Annotated in this window: 16 protein-coding genes; 8 read left to right on the top strand and 8 right to left on the bottom strand. The window is 70.0% G+C overall.

Annotated elements, in window-relative coordinates:
* Positions 1–116 precede the first annotated feature (116 nt).
* From CP973_RS21705 to CP973_RS21690, 4 genes are all read left to right on the top strand, one after another.
* On the top strand, positions 117–1,160 hold the full coding sequence (locus tag CP973_RS21705; RefSeq protein WP_150244058.1) for a 3-oxoacyl-ACP synthase III family protein: 1,044 nt from the start codon (positions 117–119) through the stop codon (positions 1,158–1,160).
* 40 nt (positions 1,161–1,200) lie between these two features.
* Entirely contained in the window at positions 1,201–1,467 is a 267-nt protein-coding gene (locus CP973_RS21700; RefSeq protein ID WP_150244056.1) for an acyl carrier protein, read from the top strand.
* On the top strand, positions 1,464–2,687 hold the full coding sequence (locus tag CP973_RS21695; RefSeq protein ID WP_150244054.1) for a beta-ketoacyl-[acyl-carrier-protein] synthase family protein: 1,224 nt from the start codon (positions 1,464–1,466) through the stop codon (positions 2,685–2,687). The genes CP973_RS21700 and CP973_RS21695 overlap by 4 nt, the downstream gene beginning before the upstream one ends.
* Before the next feature lie 288 nt (positions 2,688–2,975).
* The gene (locus CP973_RS21690; RefSeq protein WP_150244052.1) at positions 2,976–3,320 is read left to right on the top strand and encodes a hypothetical protein; all 345 of its coding nucleotides are present in this window, start codon (positions 2,976–2,978) and stop codon (positions 3,318–3,320) included.
* Between the two features lie 453 nt (positions 3,321–3,773).
* On the opposite strand, the gene CP973_RS21685 is transcribed toward CP973_RS21690, so the two are convergent.
* The 4 genes from CP973_RS21685 to CP973_RS21670 all read right to left on the bottom strand — a co-directional run bounded on the left by CP973_RS21685 (position 3,774) and on the right by CP973_RS21670 (position 9,538).
* Positions 3,774–5,120 carry a cytochrome P450 gene (locus tag CP973_RS21685; protein ID WP_244409926.1) on the bottom strand — a complete coding sequence of 449 codons (1,347 nt, stop codon included), beginning with the start codon at positions 5,118–5,120 and terminating at the stop codon, positions 3,774–3,776.
* Between the two features lie 407 nt (positions 5,121–5,527).
* Positions 5,528–6,868, bottom strand: a complete 1,341-nt coding sequence (locus CP973_RS21680) for a cytochrome P450 (protein ID WP_150244050.1) — start codon at positions 6,866–6,868, stop codon at positions 5,528–5,530.
* A gap of 729 nt (positions 6,869–7,597) precedes the next feature.
* Positions 7,598–8,149, bottom strand: a complete 552-nt coding sequence (locus tag CP973_RS21675; RefSeq protein ID WP_150244048.1) for a sugar O-acetyltransferase — start codon at positions 8,147–8,149, stop codon at positions 7,598–7,600.
* A 624-nt stretch (positions 8,150–8,773) separates the two neighbouring features.
* Positions 8,774–9,538: a GNAT family N-acetyltransferase gene (locus tag CP973_RS21670; protein WP_150250023.1), complete on the bottom strand. Its 765-nt coding sequence runs from the start codon at positions 9,536–9,538 to the stop codon at positions 8,774–8,776.
* Between the two features lie 1,164 nt (positions 9,539–10,702).
* On the opposite strand from CP973_RS21670, the gene CP973_RS21665 reads away from it, so the two are divergent.
* Positions 10,703–11,611, top strand: a complete 909-nt coding sequence (locus CP973_RS21665; protein ID WP_150244046.1) for a hypothetical protein — start codon at positions 10,703–10,705, stop codon at positions 11,609–11,611.
* A gap of 1,182 nt (positions 11,612–12,793) precedes the next feature.
* Here the strand turns inward: CP973_RS21665 and CP973_RS40120 are convergent.
* Positions 12,794–12,949 (bottom strand): hypothetical protein, encoded by a 156-nt coding sequence (locus CP973_RS40120; protein WP_167538481.1) that lies wholly within the window; start codon positions 12,947–12,949, stop codon positions 12,794–12,796.
* A 91-nt stretch (positions 12,950–13,040) separates the two neighbouring features.
* Between CP973_RS40120 and CP973_RS21660 the strand changes: the two genes are divergently transcribed.
* The 3 genes from CP973_RS21660 to CP973_RS21645 all read left to right on the top strand — a co-directional run bounded on the left by CP973_RS21660 (position 13,041) and on the right by CP973_RS21645 (position 16,408).
* Positions 13,041–13,655, top strand: coding sequence for a TetR/AcrR family transcriptional regulator (locus CP973_RS21660; RefSeq protein WP_208853280.1), 615 nt, complete (start codon positions 13,041–13,043; stop codon positions 13,653–13,655).
* On the top strand, positions 13,652–15,040 hold the full coding sequence (locus tag CP973_RS21655; RefSeq protein ID WP_150244043.1) for a phenylacetate--CoA ligase family protein: 1,389 nt from the start codon (positions 13,652–13,654) through the stop codon (positions 15,038–15,040). Before CP973_RS21660 ends, CP973_RS21655 begins: the two co-directional genes overlap by 4 nt.
* Positions 15,041–16,069: 1,029 nt before the next feature.
* A complete protein-coding gene (locus CP973_RS21645; protein WP_150244041.1) occupies positions 16,070–16,408 on the top strand; it encodes a MerR family transcriptional regulator in 339 nt (112 codons plus the stop codon).
* Positions 16,409–16,670: 262 nt separating this feature from the next.
* On the opposite strand, the gene CP973_RS21640 is transcribed toward CP973_RS21645, so the two are convergent.
* The 3 genes from CP973_RS21640 to CP973_RS21630 are packed head-to-tail and all read right to left on the bottom strand — an operon-like array spanning position 16,671 to position 18,971.
* Positions 16,671–16,979, bottom strand: coding sequence for an SCO5918 family protein (locus CP973_RS21640; RefSeq protein WP_150244039.1), 309 nt, complete (start codon positions 16,977–16,979; stop codon positions 16,671–16,673).
* Positions 16,980–17,028: 49 nt separating this feature from the next.
* Positions 17,029–17,433, bottom strand: a complete 405-nt coding sequence (locus CP973_RS21635; protein ID WP_150244037.1) for a CBS domain-containing protein — start codon at positions 17,431–17,433, stop codon at positions 17,029–17,031.
* A 47-nt stretch (positions 17,434–17,480) separates the two neighbouring features.
* Positions 17,481–18,971 (bottom strand): DEAD/DEAH box helicase, encoded by a 1,491-nt coding sequence (locus CP973_RS21630; protein WP_150244035.1) that lies wholly within the window; start codon positions 18,969–18,971, stop codon positions 17,481–17,483.
* Positions 18,972–19,225: the final 254 nt, after the last annotated feature.

The raw sequence follows: 19,225 nt of genomic DNA, 5'->3' as shown, positions 1-19,225 counted from the left end.
CAACACACATCGCCACCTCTTCAGGCGAACGCCCGGCAGCGCCAAACGCGGGCACTTAAACACATCAACGGCGTGGGACGCCGTGGCGCCCGGTGGTGCCGCCCTAGCGTGAGGCCATGAGCGACCTTCGGGCCTGCCTGGCGGGGGCCACCACGTACCTGCCCGAGCGCTGGGTCAGCATGGGCGAACGGGAGGCCCAGATCGCGGCCGCCAGCGGCGGCTTCACCCCGCCTCCCGGGCTGATCACCCAGCTGACCGGGGTGACGGGCGTCCATCTGATCGACGACGACCAGCAGGCGTCCGACCTGGCGGCGGGCGCCGCCCGCAGACTCCTGGCCGACCAGGGGATCCGGCCCGCCGACATCGACCTGATGATCTTCGCGGCGGCCAGCCAGGACATGATCGAACCGGCGACGTCCCACGTCGTGGCCGCCAAGCTCGGCCTGACCTGCCCGGTCTTCGACGTGAAGAACGCCTGCAACAGCGTCCTCAACGCCATGGAGATCACTCAGGCCCTGATCGCGTCCGGGCGGTACCGCACCGTCCTGATCACCTGCGGTGAGGCGCCCTCCGTCTCCGCCCAGCTACGGGTCCCCGACGCGGCGGCGTTCGCCCGCGCTCTGCCCGCCTACGGATTCTCCGACGCCGGTGCCGCACTCCTGTGGACGGCCCGGAAGACCCCCCGCCCGCTGCCGCCCCGGGGCATCCTCGGCTGCCGCTTCGCCGCCGACTCCGCGGCCTGGCCCTCGGCGACCGTGCTGCACGGCGGCATCGCCTCCCTGCGCCACCGTTCGGGCCCGGAAGCAGCCGCCTGCTTCCGTATGGACAGCGTCCGGATGCGCGACAGCCTGCGTACCCTCGGCCGCACCCACCTGCACCGCGCACTGGACGAACTCGGCGTGACCTTCGACGACTTCGCCTTCATCGGCGCCCACCAGGTCGCCCTGGCCGACCTCGACGAACTGTGCGGCCCGGCGATCGGCGTCCCCCGCGACAAACTGATCATCACCCTCCCCGAACACGGCAACGTCGCCTCCGCCTCCCTGCCCCTTCAGCTCACCCGCGCCCTCGAAACCGGCCGGGCCCATCCCGGCGACCTCGTCGCCCTCATCGGTCTGGCCGCCGGCAGCAGCGCCGGCCTGATGACGCTGCGGCTGTGAGGCCGCCGCCCGTTCTCGTCCCGACGACCGAGGAAGTCCGATGACGCCTGTCTACGAAGCAGTCAAGTCCGTACTGACCAGCCACTTCAACATCCCCGACGACATCATCCGGCCCGAGGCCACCCTGGAGGACATCGGCCTGGACTCCCTCGCCGTCGTCGAACTGCTCTGCGTCCTCCAGGACGAGCTGGGCCTGCGCGTCCCCACGGGCGACGAGGCGCTCAAGTCCCTCCAGGTCACCCTCGCCCAGGCGGCGGCCGCGGTCGAACAGGCCCAGCCCGCCCCGGTTCCGGAGACGCTCGCATGAAGGGCGACGACATCGCCGTCACGGGCATCGGCCTGGTCACCCCCGCCGGGGTCGGCACCGAAGCCACCTGGGAAACGGTCTGCTCCGGGACCCCCACCGCCGCTGCCGACCCGTCCCTGGGTGACGTGCCGGTGCCCATCAGCTGCCGGGTCCCGCCGTTCGACGTCCAAGCCGCGCTCGGGCCGCAGGTATGGCGCATGGACCGCTTCACGCACCTGGCCCTGACCGCCGCCCGGCAGGCCGTCGACGACGCCGGCCTGGACCCGGCCACCTGGGACGGCGCCCGGGTCGGCGTGGTCGTCGGGGTCGGCTACGACAGCAAGGACCTCGTCATCCCCGCCGTACGCAAACTCATCGACGGCGCCTACGAGAAGCTCTCCCCGCTCCTGATCCCCCGCACCACCGCCAACGCCGCGGCCGCGGAGATCTGCATCGCCCTCGGAGCCCACGGCCCCAGCATGGCCGTCACCACCGCCTGCGCCTCCGGCGCGACCGCCCTCGGCACCGCACGCGACCTGCTCCTGGCCGGCCGCTGCGACATCGCCCTCGCCGGCGGCGCCGAAGCCCCCTGCCACCCGCTGCCCTCCGCGTGCTTCGCGCAGATGGGGGCGCTCTCCACCCGCCTGTACGACCCCGAGGGCGCCAGCCGCCCCTTCGACGTGGACCGCGACGGCTTCGTCCTCGCCGAGGGCGCCGGCCTGATGGTCCTGGAACGCGCGGCCGACGCCCGGGCCCGGGGTGCCCGGCCCCGCGCGCACTTCAGCGGGTACGGCACCGCCACCGACGGCTATCACTACGCGGCCCCCCACCCCGACGGCGTGGGCATCGAACGGGCCTTCACGGCCGCCCTCGCCGACGCCGGGCTCACCACCTCCGACATCGGGCACGTCAACGCCCACGGCACGGGAACGCCGCTGAACGACCGCATCGAAGGCGCCGCCCTCAACCGCGTCTTCGACGGCCACCCGCCCCCCGTCACCTCCACCAAAGGAGTCACCGGCCACCCCCTCGGCGCGGCGGGTGCGATCGAGGCGGCACTGGCCGCCCTGTCCCTCGACCACCAGACCGTCCCGCCCACGGCCAACCTCCAGCGTCTCGACCCCGATATCGCTCTAGACGTCGTCACCAAGGCCGCGCGCCCGCACCGGATGGACGCTGTCGCCAGCAATTCCTGTGGGTTCGGGGGACACAACACCGTGCTGATCTTGCAGCGGGTCTGATCGCTCGGGGCGGGACATGGCTCGGGGGGCGGGACCTGGCTCGGGGCGGGACCTGGCTCGGGTCGGGACATGGCTCGGGTCGGGATCTGGCTCGGGTCGGGTGCCGTCCCGCGTGACCGCCGGTGCTGGTCGGGGCAGGGCGGAGTACGGCGTGTCCGCGTGTCCGCGTGTCCGCGTGTCCGCCTGTCCTCCATAGGGGTGATGTGTGGATGTGCGTCTGCCGGGATGGGCAGAGGTGCAGGCGGCAACCTTCCCAACCGCCCTTCCCAACCGCAGAGGAAACCGTCGATGCGTCTTCGCTCCGCTGTGACCGCTGTGCTCGGCGCCGCCCTGCTCCTGGCCGCCGTCCCTGGTTCCGCTTCGGCGGCCTCCGGGCAGTTCCGCTACTCCTATGTGACCGTCGAGGGGGACGAGGCGAGCGGCTTCCTCAACAACCCGCCCAGCGGCCGGTGCATCAACCTCCACGGTGTCGGCCAGGAGAACCCCCAGCCCGGCCACTCGCCGCAGAACCGCACCGACGCCTGGGCGACCGTCTTCACCGGCACCGACTGCGAAGGCGACTCCTACCGCCTGCGGCCGCACACCGGCGGTGCATCGGAGCGGCTGAAGGTGCGCTCGGTCATCTTCGGATGACGCGAGCGGGCCGACACCTCGTCACCTCGTCACCTCGTTCTGTTCGTACCGTCTCAGCCACCGCCCGCCGCCGCTGGCGGGGCCGCTGCCGGGCACGGCCCCCGAAGCTCGGGAGCACCGGCGGCTGTACGCGGATGTGTGGTGGGGGAGACGGGCCGGGGGCCGTCCTCGGCATCCGGCCACTGGGCGCCCGGAAGGTCACGGGGACGGAACCGCCCTTCCCCCTGGCTTCGTCATCGCGCGTGCTACCTGCGGCCGGGCCGGCCACCCGCCGGTCCGGCCGCAGGCTCACGGAACGCCGTACTCTCGATGCCCAGCGTGCTCGACGCCGACGGCTCCGCTCGCTGTCGACCGTCGGGTCGCCCCGTACGGAGCTGTCAGCGGCCGCAGCCGCATGCGCCCCCGCCCGGCCTTCTTACCCGCAGCATGGCCACCGCCTGAGGCGGCCCACTGCTAGCGGGTGCCCACCCCCACCCCCACGCCGACGGCCTCCGGCTGAGGAGCGCGTACTCTTGCGGTCCGCGGCGGGGTGAACGTCACGGGCAGCGAGAGCAGGCGGCGGGAGACCCAGGCCGACTGCCACTGCAGCTCGGTTTCGGGCACCGCCAGTTCCAGGTCCCTGAGCGTGCTCAGAAGGATGTCGATGCCCGTCTCCGCGATGGCCTGCCCGATGTCGCGGCCGGGGCACTCATGGGGGCCGGTGGAGAAGGCGAGGTGCCCCGAGTTGTGGACGACCGGGCGTCCGGGCTCCCGGGCGGCGGGGTCCGTGTTGGCCGCCTCGATCCCCAGGACGATCATGTCTCCGGCCTTGATCCGCTGGCCGGCGATGGTCATGTCCCCGGCCGCCCAGCGGGTGGGCAGCAGCCCGATCGGCGGGTGGTCCCACAGCACGCGCTCCAGGGCCTCGGGCAGCGTCATCTGGCCACTGGTCAGGTCATGGCTGAACTGGCGCTGCGTCAGCAGCACCAGCAGGGTGTTCGCGATCAGCGCGACCGTCGGCGTGTAGCCGGCGACGAAGATCATACGCAGGTGCTCGACGACCTCCTGCTCGCTGAGGCCCGCCTCGTGGTCCAGGAGACGGCTGACGAAGTCCCGGCCGCCGATGGCGTTGTCGGCGCCCTCACCGGCCCGCCGGCGCCGCACGAGCTCCTCCATGGTGCGGGTGACGAACGCGTTGCCCTCGGCGGCCCGCTCATTGCCGCTGCTCAGGTCCCGCACAGCGGCCACCAGGGCGGGGCTCTCCTCCTCGGGCATGCCGTACATCCAGGCCATCACCAGGGCCGGCAGCTGCGCGGCGTACTCGGTGACCAGGTCGGCGGTGCCGCGGGAGGCCACGCAGTCGATGAGGCGGTTGGCGTAGCGGCCGATGTAACGGCGCAGGGAGTGCCGGTTGAAGTCCAGGCTGTCGACCACGGCGCTGCGCAGACGGGCGTGCGGCACGCCGTCCTCGAACGCCACGACCGGCTGGTACGCGGTCATCGGCGCCAGCGGATGATCCGCCGGGATCCGGCCGTCCTGGTAGACGCGGCCGCGGCGGGAGTCGCAGACCACGCGGGAGTTGCTCTGCATGACATCGCGTATCGCGTTGTAGCCCAGGACCAGGTAGGCCGGGATATCGCCGGGGACGAGGACCGGCGCCACGTCCCCGTACTGCATGCGCAGCCGTTCCAGCACCGGGCCCAGGGGCTCGGCGTCGGGGCCGTAGATCCGCTGCCAGGGACCGTCGGCGTTCTGGGCGTGCGCGGGACAGCCGGGAGGCGGTGTCGGCGCGGACGAGGAACGGGGGTCTGGATACGTCATGGTGCCTCCCAGCGGCGTTGCGAGCGGGCCCTGCTGCCCAGCCCGCCGTTGTCGCGCTGTGGCTTCCGGCTCCCCCGGTGCTGGGACACCTCACGCCCTGTGCGACGGCACGGCACACAGGGCGTGATGATCAGCATTGCCAGCAGCCTACCGCCCCACCGGATACATGATCAGCCGAATCGTGGCTGGGGCTGGGGCTGGGGCTGGGGCTGGGGGTGGAGGTGGAGCTGGGGCTAGGTCTGGTGACTGGGGAGGGCGTCAGGAAGCGTCAGGAACCTGTCCGCCTGCGGCAGTCGGCCACGGAGGCCGCCTGCCAGGCTGTTCCGGGCCCGCGCTCCCAGGCTGTTCCGGGCCGGCGCTCCCAAGCTGTTCCGGGCCCGCGCTCCCAAGCTGATCACCCAGGCTGATCACCGGTCCGGCCGGTCGGTTACGGGGTTACGCGGCCGCACCGTCATGGGCACCCGGTCGGGCCGGGCGACAGCGGAGATCACCTGCCGCGGAGTGTGGCCGTCGGCGGGGGTCATGCGCCAGTCGCGCAGCACTTCCGCGACGGCGATGGTGGCCTCGGCCAGGGCGAACTGATCGCCGATGCACTTGCGGTTGCCGCCGCCGAAGGGCAGGAACGACCGCTTGGTCTCGGGGTTCAGCCACCGGTCCGGGTTGAACGTGTGGGGGTCCTCGAAGGCCTCGGGATCGCGGTGGATGGCGTACATGCTGAACGCCACCTCGGTGCCCGCGGGCAGCGTGACATCGGCGAGGGTCACCGGCGCGATGCTGCGGCGCATCAGGAACGTGACGCCGTGCAGGCGGATCACTTCGTCCAGCACCCGGCGGATCGCGGTCAGCCGGGGCACGTCTTCGATGGTCACCGGGCGGTCGGGTCCGACGACCTCCAGGACCTCGGCCACCACCTGCCGGTCGACCTCGGGATGGTGCGCCAGGTAGTGCCAGGCCCAGGCCAGGGTCGAGGCCGTGGTCTCGGCCCCGGCGAAGAGCAGCGTGGCCACCTCGTCACGGATCTGGACCTCGCTGAGGCGGACCGGGACGTCGTCGTGAATCTGCGCCCGCAGCAACTGCGCGAGCAGGTCGTCGTGCTCCTCGGCGTGGCCGCCGGCGCGTGCGGTGGCGATGACCTGGTCGATCACCCCGGTCAACTGCGCGGACGCCCGGTCGAAAACGCGGTTGTAGCGCACCGGCAGGCGGTCCAGGATCCTCGGCGAGGCAGCACGCTTGAGGAGCATGTCCAACAGCACCGGCAGTTCGGTACGGATCGTCTCCACCGCCGGCGTTCCGACCTCCGTGCTGAACAGCGACATGGCGATGGAGTCGATCGAGTAGGCGGCGGACTCCTCGTAGATGTCCACCTGCTGGCCGGGCTGCCAGGACGCGGACAGGCGCCGCGCGTTGCGGCTCATGACCAGGGAGTAGTCCTTGATGCGCTGCGCGCCGAACAGGGGGGCCAGGAAGCGGCGGTTGCGCTTGTGCAGCTCCCCGTCCGCGGTGCTCAGGCCCTCGCCGGCCAATCGCTTGAGACGCTGGAAGAACCGGCCCTTCTCGAACCACCGGCCCTTGTCCACCAGGACCTCGTGCAGCCGCTCGGGAGTGGTGGCCATGTAGACGGGCATCCGGCCGAGTCGGATGCGTACCAGGCCGCGGTCGTCGGCGTGCTCCCGCAGCGACAGGAAGAAGCGGAAAGGATCGCGGATGAGCGTCGGAGCGTGCCCGAGGAGGGGCAAGGCGCCCGGCACGCGGGGTATCGGCCTCGCTGTGACGGAGGGGGCGGCGTCCACGGCCACGTCGTCTGTCCTTTGCTGTCGGCGGCGCTGAGCACCGCGGTCCGGGCTGACTGTCGATCAAGTCTGCCCATACCGCATCACGGTGACGCGGAAACGGAGCGCGGGGGGCCATGCCGTCCCGCGGCCTGGCCGGGAACCGCGTGCGAGAACTCGCTGAATGCTACATCGGTGCAGGTCGGAGGGGGTCGGACGAGGGATGCGGAGCGGACCGGAGGGCCCCTCCTGCGAGGCGGAACAAAGTGCCCCTCCCACTACGCTGCCGCCATGAACCGACGGTCGCTGGCCCCGGCACTCGGACACCACCGGGCGCAACTGACCAAGCGTTCCAGCCCGTACGCCCACTCCTGCTCGAAGATCAGGCAGGACAGCGGCCCGAGCGGGTACGCCGAAGCTGACGCTACGCCGGGCCCTCCCACAACGCGCATCACAAGCCCGCTCACGACGATGAAGAGCAGGCTCTTCGTCAGCCCCAACCAGCGCATCCGGTGCCGGTAGACGGTCGCCTCTACGATCCTGCGGTGGTCGGCCCCCAGGTTCTGCCACGGTGACCGACGCCGGTCGGTCCCACTGCCGGTCGGCCGGCCGGGCCTGACGGGGCGTTGGGACCGGGCCGCAGACATGGCCTCCAGCGTCCACGTCCGGGCCGGTTGAGGATGCTGGAGGCCGGTGGCCCGGCCGGATTCAGTCGATCGCCTTGATCACCCGAGCGGGGACTCCCACGACCAGGGTGCGGGCAGGAACATCGCGAGTCACCACCGCCCCGGCGGCGACCACGGCACCGGCGCCGATGGTCACTCCCTGCAGGATCACGGCAGACGCCCCGATCCAGACGTCGTCTTCGACGACGATCGGGGCGAAGGAAAGATACTCGCGACGCTCGGCGAGGGGCAGAGGATGACCCCCGGTGATGAGGCTCACCTTCGGGCCGATCATGACACCGTTGCCGATGCGGATCCCGCCCTTGTCCATGAACGTGCATCCCTGGTTGACGAAGACGTTCTCTCCGAACGTCGTGTTCAGCCCGTACTCGGTGAAGAACGGCGGGTAGATCGTCACCGACTCCGGAAGCGGGCCACCGAACACAACTGAAAGTAGTTCAGTGCGACCTTCGCTGTCACTGAACGGCAGCACGTTCAGCCGAGACGTCGCGTCGGTCACTTCCACGATTCGCTCCGCATGGCGCGCGAACTCGGATGTCTGGACGTAGAGGACCTGGTCTGTGCGAGTGGACATGTGGCGATCCCATCACCTGCAGAACGCGCGATCAAACAACCTAAAGACCTGCCGTTCACAACCAATAGTTGTCGCAGCGGACCGAAGTATGGATGCTGAAGGTGGTCTTCTCTCTTTGGGGCGCGTTCTCGGTCGGGGCTCACGAGGCCTGAAACGGTCAACCTCCAAGGGTGACCACTTGGAACAAATCGGCGCCCCTTCCACGCAGGTGCCCTTGACGCCTGCGTGGAAGGGGCGCCGATGTATTCGGCTGACACCGCCAGGCGTCCCATTGTCCGGCGTGCAGCGGTCCATACAACGCCCCTCATCCTGCCGGCGGCACGAGATTCGCGGCGGCTTCCGGGCGAGCCCAGAGGTTGACAGGGGCGGGGGAGTGCTCATGCCTGCCCGAGTAGGGGATCGATTGGAACGGGCGCCGTTCTCCTGGATGAGGTTGTAGGTGCAGATGCGATTGTCGCCCTCGGACTCTGTCGTGCCGTAGTTGTCATGGCGGTACGGGGACCGCTGCGGCAGACGCAACGGGGCCACTGTCCTCGTAACAGCCATCAACGAACGGTTGTGATCAGTGCCGTAGTGGGCAGAAGGGCACGGGACAGTGGGGTGGGGGAGCGGGGTTCGGGTAATTCAGGGATTGATGGCGTGTTCGGTGAACTGGCCGCAGGAGCGGAACCCCAGGCGGCGGTAGACGGGCTCGCCGTCGGCGGATGCCTGAAGGACCGCGATGCGGTGGCCTCGGTCGCGGGCCGTGCGGAGCGCGGCGAGCGTGATGGCACCGCCGTAACCACGCCGGCGGTGGGTGGCCAGGGTGCAGATGTTGTAGATCCCGGCAACGCCCGCGTGATGGAACACTTCGGCCGAACAGACCGGACGGCCTTCCACGTACCCGACCAAGTACCGGGCCGGGCAGTGCGCGGCCAGTGCTTGCGGGGCGGCCCGGGTGAAGAAGCGGCGGACGGTGTCGGCGGGTGGGTCCCAGAGCGCGGCGAGAACCGCGGCGTAGTCGGCGAGCTGTTCTGGCGTGGCCACTGCCTGGATGTCCGGTCCGTGGGCGGCGGGCGGCGGCAGGGTGTCGTCCAGCTCGGCCCACATGGCCGTCTCGCGTTCGGACGCCGGCAGACCGGCGGCCGTCAGGCGATCGGTGAGGTCCGGGGGTGTCGAGGCAGGACCCACCCACCAGGAGAAGCGGCGGCCGGTGCGAGCCAGCGCCTGAGCGGTCTCGGTGATACGTGCCGGTGCGGTGGCGGCGGCGAAGCGGGCGGTGGCGACGATATTGAACGTATCGTCGTCCAGACCGCTGTCGGCGACCAAGAGGTCATCCGTCTCCGTGACGACTGCGCCGGCCATGCTCCGATGCAGGTGACAGGCATGCTCCGCCAGGTTCCGTTCCATCCTGTCCAGCAAGTCGGCTTGCACGGGGAAATGAGCATTCACAGCGAACAACCCCAGCATGACCCGGCGAAGACTGCACGTGATTTTGGGACGTCCGCCGGCGGTGGCGTACCGGCAGTCGGCACATTCGATATACGCCCCTGAACCCGCGCTCGCGTACGCGCGGCAAAGCCAGCTGCCCTACCTCGGGACCCGAACGCTCAGGCACGACGCCGCAGGCCCCCACAGAGCGCCCTTCCCTCGAATATCGGTCAGGGTTGTCACCCGGAGCCCGGAGCCCGGAGCCCGGAGTCGGAGCCCAGATGCGTGGACGCCCGGAAGCCCAGTGACACGCAAGCCGAGACTATGGCCTGCGAAACGCTTGCCTACCCCGCGTTCAGGTACGGGCCTCTCGCTGACCCCCGCATCACGGGAGGGCTGTACGAGCGCCCCTGCGGCTCGGCCTGGCGCGCAGCCTGAACGGCCAGGGACGTGACGAAGAGACGCTCGCCGAGATGCAGCGGGCCAGGGCACTGTGCTGGGACCTGCCCGACCGGCCGGACAAGTCCGGGGCCGCCGGCGCGGGCGAGCTGATCGACGCCACAGCCCTTCTGGGACTGGGCCGTACGAACGAGGCACGTGCCCGGGCCACGGCTGCCCACGATGCGGCCATGGCCGCCTTCGGCACGCACCACTTCCGCGTCACGGAGGCACGGGCGCTACTTCCGCGGCACGGAGGCCCGGGCGCCGCTCACCCGCATCGACGGCGGGGCGCTGGTCTGATAACGAAGCTGGGGCAGTCCAGCCCGTCGCCGTCACAGAGCCCGTGTCCGTGGCGCGGGTCGTTCACCGCGGGTCAGGGGACCTCGCTGCTGCCGCCCGTCGCCGGTGCGGGCGGGCGACGCCGACAGCAAGGAGACGTTGACATCAGGGCGGCACCGGACAGCCGGGCGGGACGGCAGCCGGGCGGGGACACCAGCGCCGCGGCTCAGGGCAGACGTCGTCCCCGGCGGCCCCGCCGACCCTCCGCACGGCAGCGCCGCGACCACCTACGCCCCGAACGACCGGGCTTCCCCGTTCGACTGTTCGAGTCGAGTTGGGGGCTGCTGGGTGTCGCGGGGAGGGACGCACGGGATTCTTCCTGCGGTGCCGCGGTGTGTGACCGGGGCCGAAGGAGCGACGACGATGTTGATGCATACCGGCAATTTCCGGTTCGGGCGGCGCGGACGATGGGCGGTCGCCGTGGTGGCGGCGGGGGCCGCGCTCACGCCGGCCGTGCTGCTGCCCGGCGCCGAGGCAGCCGGGGCCCAGGCGGTGGTGCGGCCGAAGCCGCCGGCGCATCCGCCGCAGTCGGCCTGGGGCCGCGCCTACAGCTTCACCCCGCTGCTTCAGGCCGCCGGCATGCCCTCCGGAACGTACCTCACCCCGACGACCACGGTGGTCATCTACAACAACACCGGTCACACCCTGCAACTGTCCCGCAGTCATATCGCGGGTAACACTCCGTCGTGGTCGACCGGCAACGGAGTCGATGGCGAGTACCCCTACGGTGTGCCGCCCAAGTCGATCGCGGCAGGCGCCAGCGGCCGCATCCAGATGATCAACAGCAGCGGCGGCGGGGTCGGCGGCGGCGTCAACTACTACGCCAAGGACGGCAACCTGACGTACTTCGCCGGCCTGGACTTCGACAACTGGAACTGGCAGAAGAACAAGTACACCGTCGAACTGGTCACCTGGAAGTACCGGGGCGGGCACGGCACCCCCGACGGCGACAAGCTGCGCGTGAACCTGATCGACGACGAGGGCCGCAAGGTCACCACCAACGACCGCAAGAGGCTCTGGAACTCCGACACCATCGGCAAGGGCATGGCCCCGGTGATCGGCATGGTCATCAACGACCCGTACGGCAGCAGTACCTACCCCGAGCTCGGCTCGCGCCCGGACGCAAAGGCGAAGGCGTGCGAGAACTACCGCAAACTTGCCCGTCAGTACGGCGCCAAGCGCAAGTCGCTGGAGAAGATGTGGACCGACGGACGCATCGGCGCCATTGCCGGCGCCTGGATCGGCATGGCCTTCAAATGCGTCGACTGGTGAACCTCCGGACACCCCGCCCCGCCCGCCACAAACCCGCCACCGCTCTGCACACCCAGCCTTGACCCACTACTTCCGAGGATCTCGGGTGCGGCTTCACTGCGCACGGCTGTCCGCCATCTGCTCACGAGTACGGCAGCGAGCCGAGCATCCTCGAAAGCGGCCTTGAGGATGAGGTACTCGTAGCCCGTCGGCGACCAGATCGTGCAGAGTCAACCTGTCGCCGAGGGTGTCTCCAGCGGTAGCAGCCGGGAGCCGCGCACCCGGCGTCGCCACACCGACACCAGCTGTCGGTGTGACGTGCGGGCTTCTGCTTGGGTCTGCCTGACTATCACGTCATCGTCGATTCCCTGGCACGGTCTCATTCCAGTGTGGCCCCTGGGGAAGGAATGGCAAACGACATCTTCGTTGTGAAGGCGACGAGGTGTTCTTCAGTCGAGTATCAGCAGCCGACGTGCCGTTCAGGTAGGGGTCGTTCGGCGAGGCATTTATAACCGTGAAGCGGTCCCGCAGGGCATCGATCGTCGGGTGTTCGGAATCGGGCTCGCCTGTGGGGAAGACCGCTATGACGTCGGAGGTGGACTGCTCTTCTGGCTTCTGGACAATAGGGCCGTTCTTGTAGGCCACGAAGCCGACGCTGGGGCCCAGCTCTCCTTATGCGCCGATGCAGTTGGGCGGGGTATGCCCTGAGGATCGGCTTCCCTTCTTGGGCGCGGCGGTGGCCGGTTCCGGCAATGCTTCTCCGGGGAGCCGTTGCCTGCCTACCACACATGGAATGTGAGGCATACTGCGCTGACCAACCGTGATTCAGGCGCACCGGCATTCCATCTGCCGGAACGAGGCACTTCACGTCCTGCGTGAGAGAAGCGGTCAGATGGCCCGTCCTGGATACCGACGCACCCGTCGGTGCAGCCACCTGGCCGTGGGGCTGACGGGACGTACCGGTGTGCTGACGGGGGGTAGGCCCCGGATCGGCGAAGAAGAGGACGAACGCGCGCCCGTCCTCTGGGCTTGCGTGTGCCCGAGCGGCCGCCGCCTGCGAACTGCAGCCTGGCCTCGACCGCGTTGTCACTGCCGCTGGTTGCCCAGGACCGGGACGGAGGAGTCGGCGGGCACTCAGTCCTGGCACGTCGTGACATGCGTGCGCCTCCGCCCGGCTGACCGCCTTCGCCCCATCGTCCGGTTTCACGTACCAACGCCGGACTCCAGCAGCAGCTCCGACATCATGCCGTTCTTCCGGTGCCGCAGTACGACCTCCTGGACGTCCACGACCAGCAGACCTGGCCGGACGCCGGTGCGGCCCCGGCTGGGGGCAGGAGACGCTGATGGCAGTGCTGACACGGCATGAGCCGGCGCAATAGAATACAGAGCAGACCTGTATTCTATTCCTGTGAAGTCTGACAATGACGTTCCCGAAGGAAGTGCTCCCGCCGTGTCGACCCCGGCCGTCAAGGCCCCTGGCCGCCCGCGCAGCCGGGAGGCGGACGAGGCGATTCTCGCGGCGGCGCTCGATCTGCTCATCGAGCGGGGTGCCGGCTTGGCCAGCATCGAGCAGGTGGCGCGCCGCGCCGGAGTGACCCGCGCCACCGTGTACCGGCGCTTCCCGACCCTGACCGAGTTGCTGGTGCGCGCGGTCGAGTGGGAGTACCGGGATGTGGATTCCGGTTCGATGGACTGGCCGGACATCGACAGCATGGTTACGGCCTGGGCCGAGCACCTCGGCAAGCCCCGCGCGCGAAGGCTGATGCGCCGCCTCTACGGCACGGTCGACGACCTCCCCGAACTGCTGCGCGCCTACCACAAGGCGTACGGCAGCCACCGCAGCCTCGCAGTACGCGCCACTCTGGAGCGGGCCCGCGCGGCCGGGCAGCTTCCCCCGGACAGTGACCCGGAAATCCTTCAGCAGCTGCTCAGCGGCGCCGCTTTGCAGCACCTCGCCGCACACCCCGACACCACCGGCGCGCAAGAGGTCAAAGCCTACTTCCTGGCCGTCCTGGGGCAGGTCGGGCTGTCGACCCCTATAAGCCAAGGGAGTACCGCACGATGACCGAGACCTTAACGTGGCTTGGACGCGACGCCCGCAAGGCTCGCAAGGCAGGTATGGCCGCCGTCGCGCGGCGGCAGCGCGACCGGTTGGCAGACATGGTCGCCCATGCCCGGGCCGCCTCCCCGTACTACCGCGACCTCTACCGCGGGCTGCCCGAGCGGGTGGAGGACCCGACGCTGCTGCCGGTCACCGACAAGAAGCAACTGATGGGTCACTTCGACGACTGGGTGGCCGACCGCGCCATCACGTACGAGAAGGTGCGCGCCTTCAGCGACGATCCCGACCGGATCGGACAGCGCTTCCACGGGAAGTACATGGTGGCCACCACCTCGGGCACCAGCGGCCGACGCGGCCTCTTCGTCCTCGACGACCGGTACATGGACGTGGGAGCCGCACTCACCTCCCGTGCGCTCGCCACATGGCTGGGGCCCGCCGGCCTCCTCCGGGCGGCCGCTCACGGCGGCCGCTTCGCCCAACTGGTGGCCACCGGCGGACACTACGTCGGCTTCGCCGCGTATTCCCGCACGCTCCAAGCGGGAGGGTGGCGCAGCAAGCTGATCCGGGCCTTCCCGGTGCACACACCGATGGCGCAGCTGGTGGCCCAGCTCAACGACTACCGTCCCGCCTTCGTCATCGGCTACGCCAGTACGATCAAGCTGCTCACCGCCGAGCAGGAAGCCGGCCGCCTGCGTATCGACCCGGTGCTGATACAGCCGGCCGGCGAGACGATGACCACGGACGACACCGACAGGATCGCCCGCGCCTTTCGCGCCACGGTCCGTGCGATGTACAGCGCGACCGAGTGCACCTACCTCAGTCACAGCTGCGCTCGCGGCTGGTACCACGTCAACAGCGACTGGGCCGTGCTCGAACCGGTCGACGCCGATCACCGGCCCACCCCGCCCGGCCAGTTCTCGCACACCGTGCTGATCAGCAACCTCGCCAACCGCGTACAACCGTTCCTGCGCTACGACCTCGGTGACAGCGTCCTGCTCCGGCCCGACCCGTGCCCGTGCGGCAACCCGCTGCCCGCGATCCGCGTGCGAGGGCGCGCAGGCGACATCCTCACCTTCCCCACCCGCTGCGGCACCCCCGTACAGCTCGCCCCTCTGGCCTTCGGCACCCTCTTCGACCGCACTCCTGGGGTCGAGCTGTTCCAGGTCGAGCAGACTGCCCCGTCGACCCTGCGCGTACGTCTGCTGCCGACCGCCGACGCCGACCCGAACCGCGTGTGGCAGAGCGCCCACCTGGAGCTGACCCGCCTCCTCGCCGACAACAAACTCGACCACGTTTCGGTCCAGCGTGCCGAGGAACCACCCCGGCAGACGCCTGGCGGCAAGTACCGAACGGTCATTCCGTTCGACCAGCCGGACACCCGCCTCTGAGCTCGCCCTTGAGGTGCCCGGTCCCGTTCGACGGGGGCCTCTGGTCACTGTTTGTGCCCACTGATTGTTGTGCCCACGTCGAAGCGGGTGGCAGTGTGCCGGTTCTTCGATCCGGGCGGCCGGCCCGGGCCCGGCCGTCCAGGAAGCCCGGGCGCGCTCACGGGCATCGGCGGCGGAGTCCCCGGAGCGGGCAGGGGCGACGCCGGCGCTCACCGTGTCCGTCAGGTCACTTGGTCTCTGGATCGACAACGTCCGGTCCTGCCTGTCCGGTGCGTGCGCCCGGCCTGCGGGCTGCTACTCAGGCGGTGCGGGCCGTGCCCCAGCCCCGGCACTGCCCGAAGCCGAATGCCTCCCCGCCGCCCGAACGAAAATCTATGTCGGTCAGGGTAGACATTGGGTGGTGGCACGGTTATGGTTTCTCTCGTAACCCAGAGAGACCGCAGGGCCCGGCAGAGACGAACTGCCGGGCAGCAGGACCCGCACATGCAGCACGCAGGACGGTGCGGCGGTGGAGTTCCGAAGCCACGGTTGACGCAGGACGGTGACGGGACTGACGGCCGCACTGGGTGGCCCGCAGTGATCAGGGGCCGCCGTGAGCAGTACCTCGGTGAAGGCGTCGGCTGCAGGCGCGCGCACCGGGGCGTAAGGCGGTGGGTTCCATGCCGCAGCAGGTACAGGACGGCGATGGGCCGGCTGCCGGAAAGCGGCGCTGTCACAGGCCGCAGAGCAGTTCGCATCACCAGCAGTACGCAGTAGAGCAGTTGATCACCGAGGGAAGAACGGAGGAGCGATCGCCATCAGGATCGCCCGGGCGCACGTCTGAGGCCCGGGTACCGCAGGACATCGATAGTGAGGTGGTCTCCGGTCAAGCAACCGCGATCCCCGCAGTCCCGGCGGCCTTTCGGCCGGGTCCGCGGACACAGAAGGCCGGCGCACTGCCAAGGCCGGCAGATGGTGTAGTAGTTCCTTCGGGGCCCGGGTGCCAATGCGGCATCCGGGCCCCTCGACGCGCGCGATGAGAGAGGTTCAATGACAGCAGACGACTCGTACGACCGGCTCGATGACGAGGACTACCCCGCCTACACCATAGGGCGGGCCGCCGAAATGCTCGGCACCACTCAGGGCTTCCTCCGCGCCATCGGCGAAGCCCGCCTGGTCACCCCGCTCCGTTCCGCCGGCGGCCACCGCCGCTATTCCCGCTACCAGCTGCGCATCGCCGCCCGCGCCCGCGAGCTCGTCGACCAGGGCACCCCCATCGAGGCCGCCTGCCGCATCATCATCCTCGAAGACCAGCTCGAAGAGGCCCAGCGGATCAACGCCGAATACCGCCGCGCCGCCGAACGGCCGAACCCGCCGACCGAGCCCTGAGACGGACGGGGCCGGGCGGTCTTCAGAAGTTTCGTGACTGCCGCCCGCGCACGCTGCCCGCAGGGCGGCTGTATGTTTTGAGTGCTTTCGCCCGGGCCCGGAGCCGCCTTGGGCCACGGATGCCACGCCCCGTCGTTCTCACAAAGGTTCGTCCGAGTTCCGCGAGTGCCGGGGACCCGTTGCAAGCCGTGTGGGCCCGGCCGAGACGTTCCGGCCGGGCCCACACGCTGTCCCCGTATCGGCTCGCGGCCGTTTCCCCCGGTCAGGCAGTCAGGGGAGTGCCGAGCATCGCGGAAGCGTGCTGGAGCGGGCTGAGGGCGCGTTCGGGTGTGGCCTCGGGGAGGGCGTGGCAGGTGAAGCCGAGCCGCGTCATGGCCCGGACGACTTCGCCGGCGGTGAAATCACGGCGGTCCTGGCGGGTGATGACCTGGCCGACTTGCTTGACGGGATAGCGGCGGCGGCCGATGGTCACGGATTCACCGGTGCCGGCTTCGGGCGTGATGCCCCTCATCGACTCCAGAACGCCGCTCTTGGTGAGCTCGAAGGGGAAGCGGGCGATGACGCAGCGCATGTGACCTCACAAGGAGAGGGGAAGAACGGCCTGGCCGGGGCGGGGCCGTTCAACGGGAGGGGGCGAGGACGCCCGGGGTTTCGCCTTGCTCATCGACCACCGTCAGGTCACTGAGCCGACGGGTGCACATCGCGTGCTCGGCTTCGGCCATCGTGGTCACGGGTGCGGCGAACGGCGCGTGGACACCGAGGACGTCGCGCAGGCGGACGCGGTCCGTGTATGCGGAGCTGTCGCGGACGGCAGTGAGTTCCCTCTGGGTGACCAGAGCGGTGCACTGGCTGTCCTGATCGCAGACGACCAGCCGGCCCGTGCGGGCGGCGGCCATGACGGACAAGGCCACCTCGACGCTCATGTCGTCCCAGACCTGCGGTCCGGCCGCTTCCACGACGTCGATCACCTCCCCGTGCACGGCGCTGTCGATCGTCGGGCGGGTCTGCATCCGAACCAGCGTCAAAAGGTGCCTCCTACAGAGATGGGTGAGCTTTCTGATCGCAGATGAATCTAGGCCGCCGCATCGGCAACGGTTTTGCGCACGGGCGCACGCCGGGCCGCCGAGGCGGAGCGGCGCCGGCCCCGGGAGGAGGCACTGCGCCGAGGGCGTTCGGCCACCGGCGCGGTGATGACGACCGGGATGCCGGACGGGGCCTGGGCGCCGGTGATCCGGCTCAACGCCTCCTCGCCCGAGCGGACCTGGGTGGTCTGCGGCTGGATACCGGCGTCCGACAGCAGACGGACCATGCCGCGGCGCTGGCTCGGCGTGACGAGGGTGACGACACTGCCGGACTCGCCGGCGCGGGCGGTCCGGCCACCGCGGTGGAGGTAGTCCTTGTGATCGGTCGGCGGGTCGACATTGACGACGAGGTCGAGATTGTCGACGTGGATGCCGCGCGCCGCGACATTGGTCGCCACCAGCACGCTGACGTGCCCCGCCTTGAACTGCGCCAGCGTACGGGTGCGCTGCGGCTGCGACTTGCCGCCGTGCAGCGCGGCGGCCCGTACCCCGCTGTTGAGCAGGTCCCGGGTGAGCCGGTCGACGGCGTGCTTGGTGTCCAGGAACATGATCACGCGGCCGTCGCGGGCGGCGATCTCCGTGGTGGTGGCGTGCTTGTCGGCGCCGTGGACGTGCAGGACGTGATGCTCCATCGTCGTGACCGCACCGGCCGACGGATCGACCGAATGCACGACCGGATCGCTCAGGTAACGGCGCACCAGCAGGTCGACGTTACGGTCCAGGGTGGCGGAGAACAGCATCCGCTGCCCCTCCGGACGCACCTGGTCCAGCAGCGCGGTGACCTGCGGCATGAACCCCATGTCAGCCATCTGGTCGGCCTCGTCCAGCACCGTGATGCCCACGTGGTCCAGCCGGCAGTCACCACGGTCGATGAGGTCCTTGAGCCGGCCCGGGGTCGCGACGACGATCTCGGCGCCGCCCCGCAGCACGCCGGCCTGCCTGCCGATCGACATGCCGCCCACCACCGTGGCCATCCGCAGCTTGACGCAGCGGGCGTACGGAGTGAGCGCATCCGTCACCTGCTGCGCCAGCTCGCGCGTCGGTACGAGGATCAGCCCCAGCGGCTGTCGGGGCTCGGCACGCTGTCCGGCGGTACGGGCGAGCAGCGCGAGGCCGAAGGCGAGGGTCTTGCCGGAACCGGTGCGCCCGCGGCCCAGGACGTCACGGCCCACCAGGGAGTTCGGCAGCGTCGCGCCCTGGATCGGAAACGGGGCGCTCACGCCCTGCCTGCCGAGCTCGGCCAGGAGCTGCTCGGGCATGCCGAGATCGGCGAAGCTCTCCACGGCGGGCAGCGCGGCGGTGATCGTCTTGGGGGGCGCGAACTCACCCCGCAGCGCTGCGGGCCGGCGGCCATGACCGCCGGAACGGTTCGGCCCGCCGGAACGGCGCGGCGCCGAGCCGGAGCGGCCGGCGCCCTTTCCAGCGGCGGCACTGGCACCGCGGGGGCGGTCAAAGCGGTCGTTCGTGCGTGTGCGGTTCATGCGGAACCTTCCTCGATGCGGCGCATATCAAGGAATTCCCGCAGCGGTGAGCGGCATGGAGAATTTCAAGTATGGACCGATAGTAAAAACGCAGCTGGCCGATGGGGAAATGCTCGGGCGCAGGTGCTGAAATAGGCGACGCGCCGGGATGTGTAAAATCCGGGTGCCGGCCTCGGTATGGTTCTTCACGATGCTTCTGCATCGCTGAACGGGGATCCGCGCGTGGCGGGGTCGCGGATTTGTCCGCGTCATCC

The organism is Streptomyces albofaciens JCM 4342 (genome assembly GCF_008634025.1).
Taxonomy (GTDB): Bacteria; Actinomycetota; Actinomycetes; order Streptomycetales; family Streptomycetaceae; genus Streptomyces; species Streptomyces albofaciens.
Note: the sequence above shows the minus strand (reverse complement) of the source record. Positions and strands in the feature narration are given on the sequence as shown.

Excerpts from the sequence above, each read along its gene's own strand:
- CP973_RS21705 (WP_150244058.1), top strand. The coding sequence starts at position 117 with ATGAGCGACCTTCGGGCCTGCCTGGCGGGGGCCACCACGTACCTGCCC.
- CP973_RS21700 (WP_150244056.1), top strand. The coding sequence starts at position 1,201 with ATGACGCCTGTCTACGAAGCAGTCAAGTCCGTACTGACCAGCCACTTC.
- CP973_RS21695 (WP_150244054.1), top strand. The coding sequence starts at position 1,464 with ATGAAGGGCGACGACATCGCCGTCACGGGCATCGGCCTGGTCACCCCC.
- CP973_RS21690 (WP_150244052.1), top strand. The coding sequence starts at position 2,976 with ATGCGTCTTCGCTCCGCTGTGACCGCTGTGCTCGGCGCCGCCCTGCTC.
- CP973_RS21685 (WP_244409926.1), bottom strand. The coding sequence starts at position 5,120 with ATGACGTATCCAGACCCCCGTTCCTCGTCCGCGCCGACACCGCCTCCC.
- CP973_RS21675 (WP_150244048.1), bottom strand. The coding sequence starts at position 8,149 with ATGTCCACTCGCACAGACCAGGTCCTCTACGTCCAGACATCCGAGTTC.
- CP973_RS21670 (WP_150250023.1), bottom strand. The coding sequence starts at position 9,538 with ATGGAACGGAACCTGGCGGAGCATGCCTGTCACCTGCATCGGAGCATG.
- CP973_RS21665 (WP_150244046.1), top strand. The coding sequence starts at position 10,703 with ATGTTGATGCATACCGGCAATTTCCGGTTCGGGCGGCGCGGACGATGG.
- CP973_RS21655 (WP_150244043.1), top strand. The coding sequence starts at position 13,652 with ATGACCGAGACCTTAACGTGGCTTGGACGCGACGCCCGCAAGGCTCGC.
- CP973_RS21645 (WP_150244041.1), top strand. The coding sequence starts at position 16,070 with ATGACAGCAGACGACTCGTACGACCGGCTCGATGACGAGGACTACCCC.
- CP973_RS21640 (WP_150244039.1), bottom strand. The coding sequence starts at position 16,979 with ATGCGCTGCGTCATCGCCCGCTTCCCCTTCGAGCTCACCAAGAGCGGC.
- CP973_RS21630 (WP_150244035.1), bottom strand. The coding sequence starts at position 18,971 with ATGAACCGCACACGCACGAACGACCGCTTTGACCGCCCCCGCGGTGCC.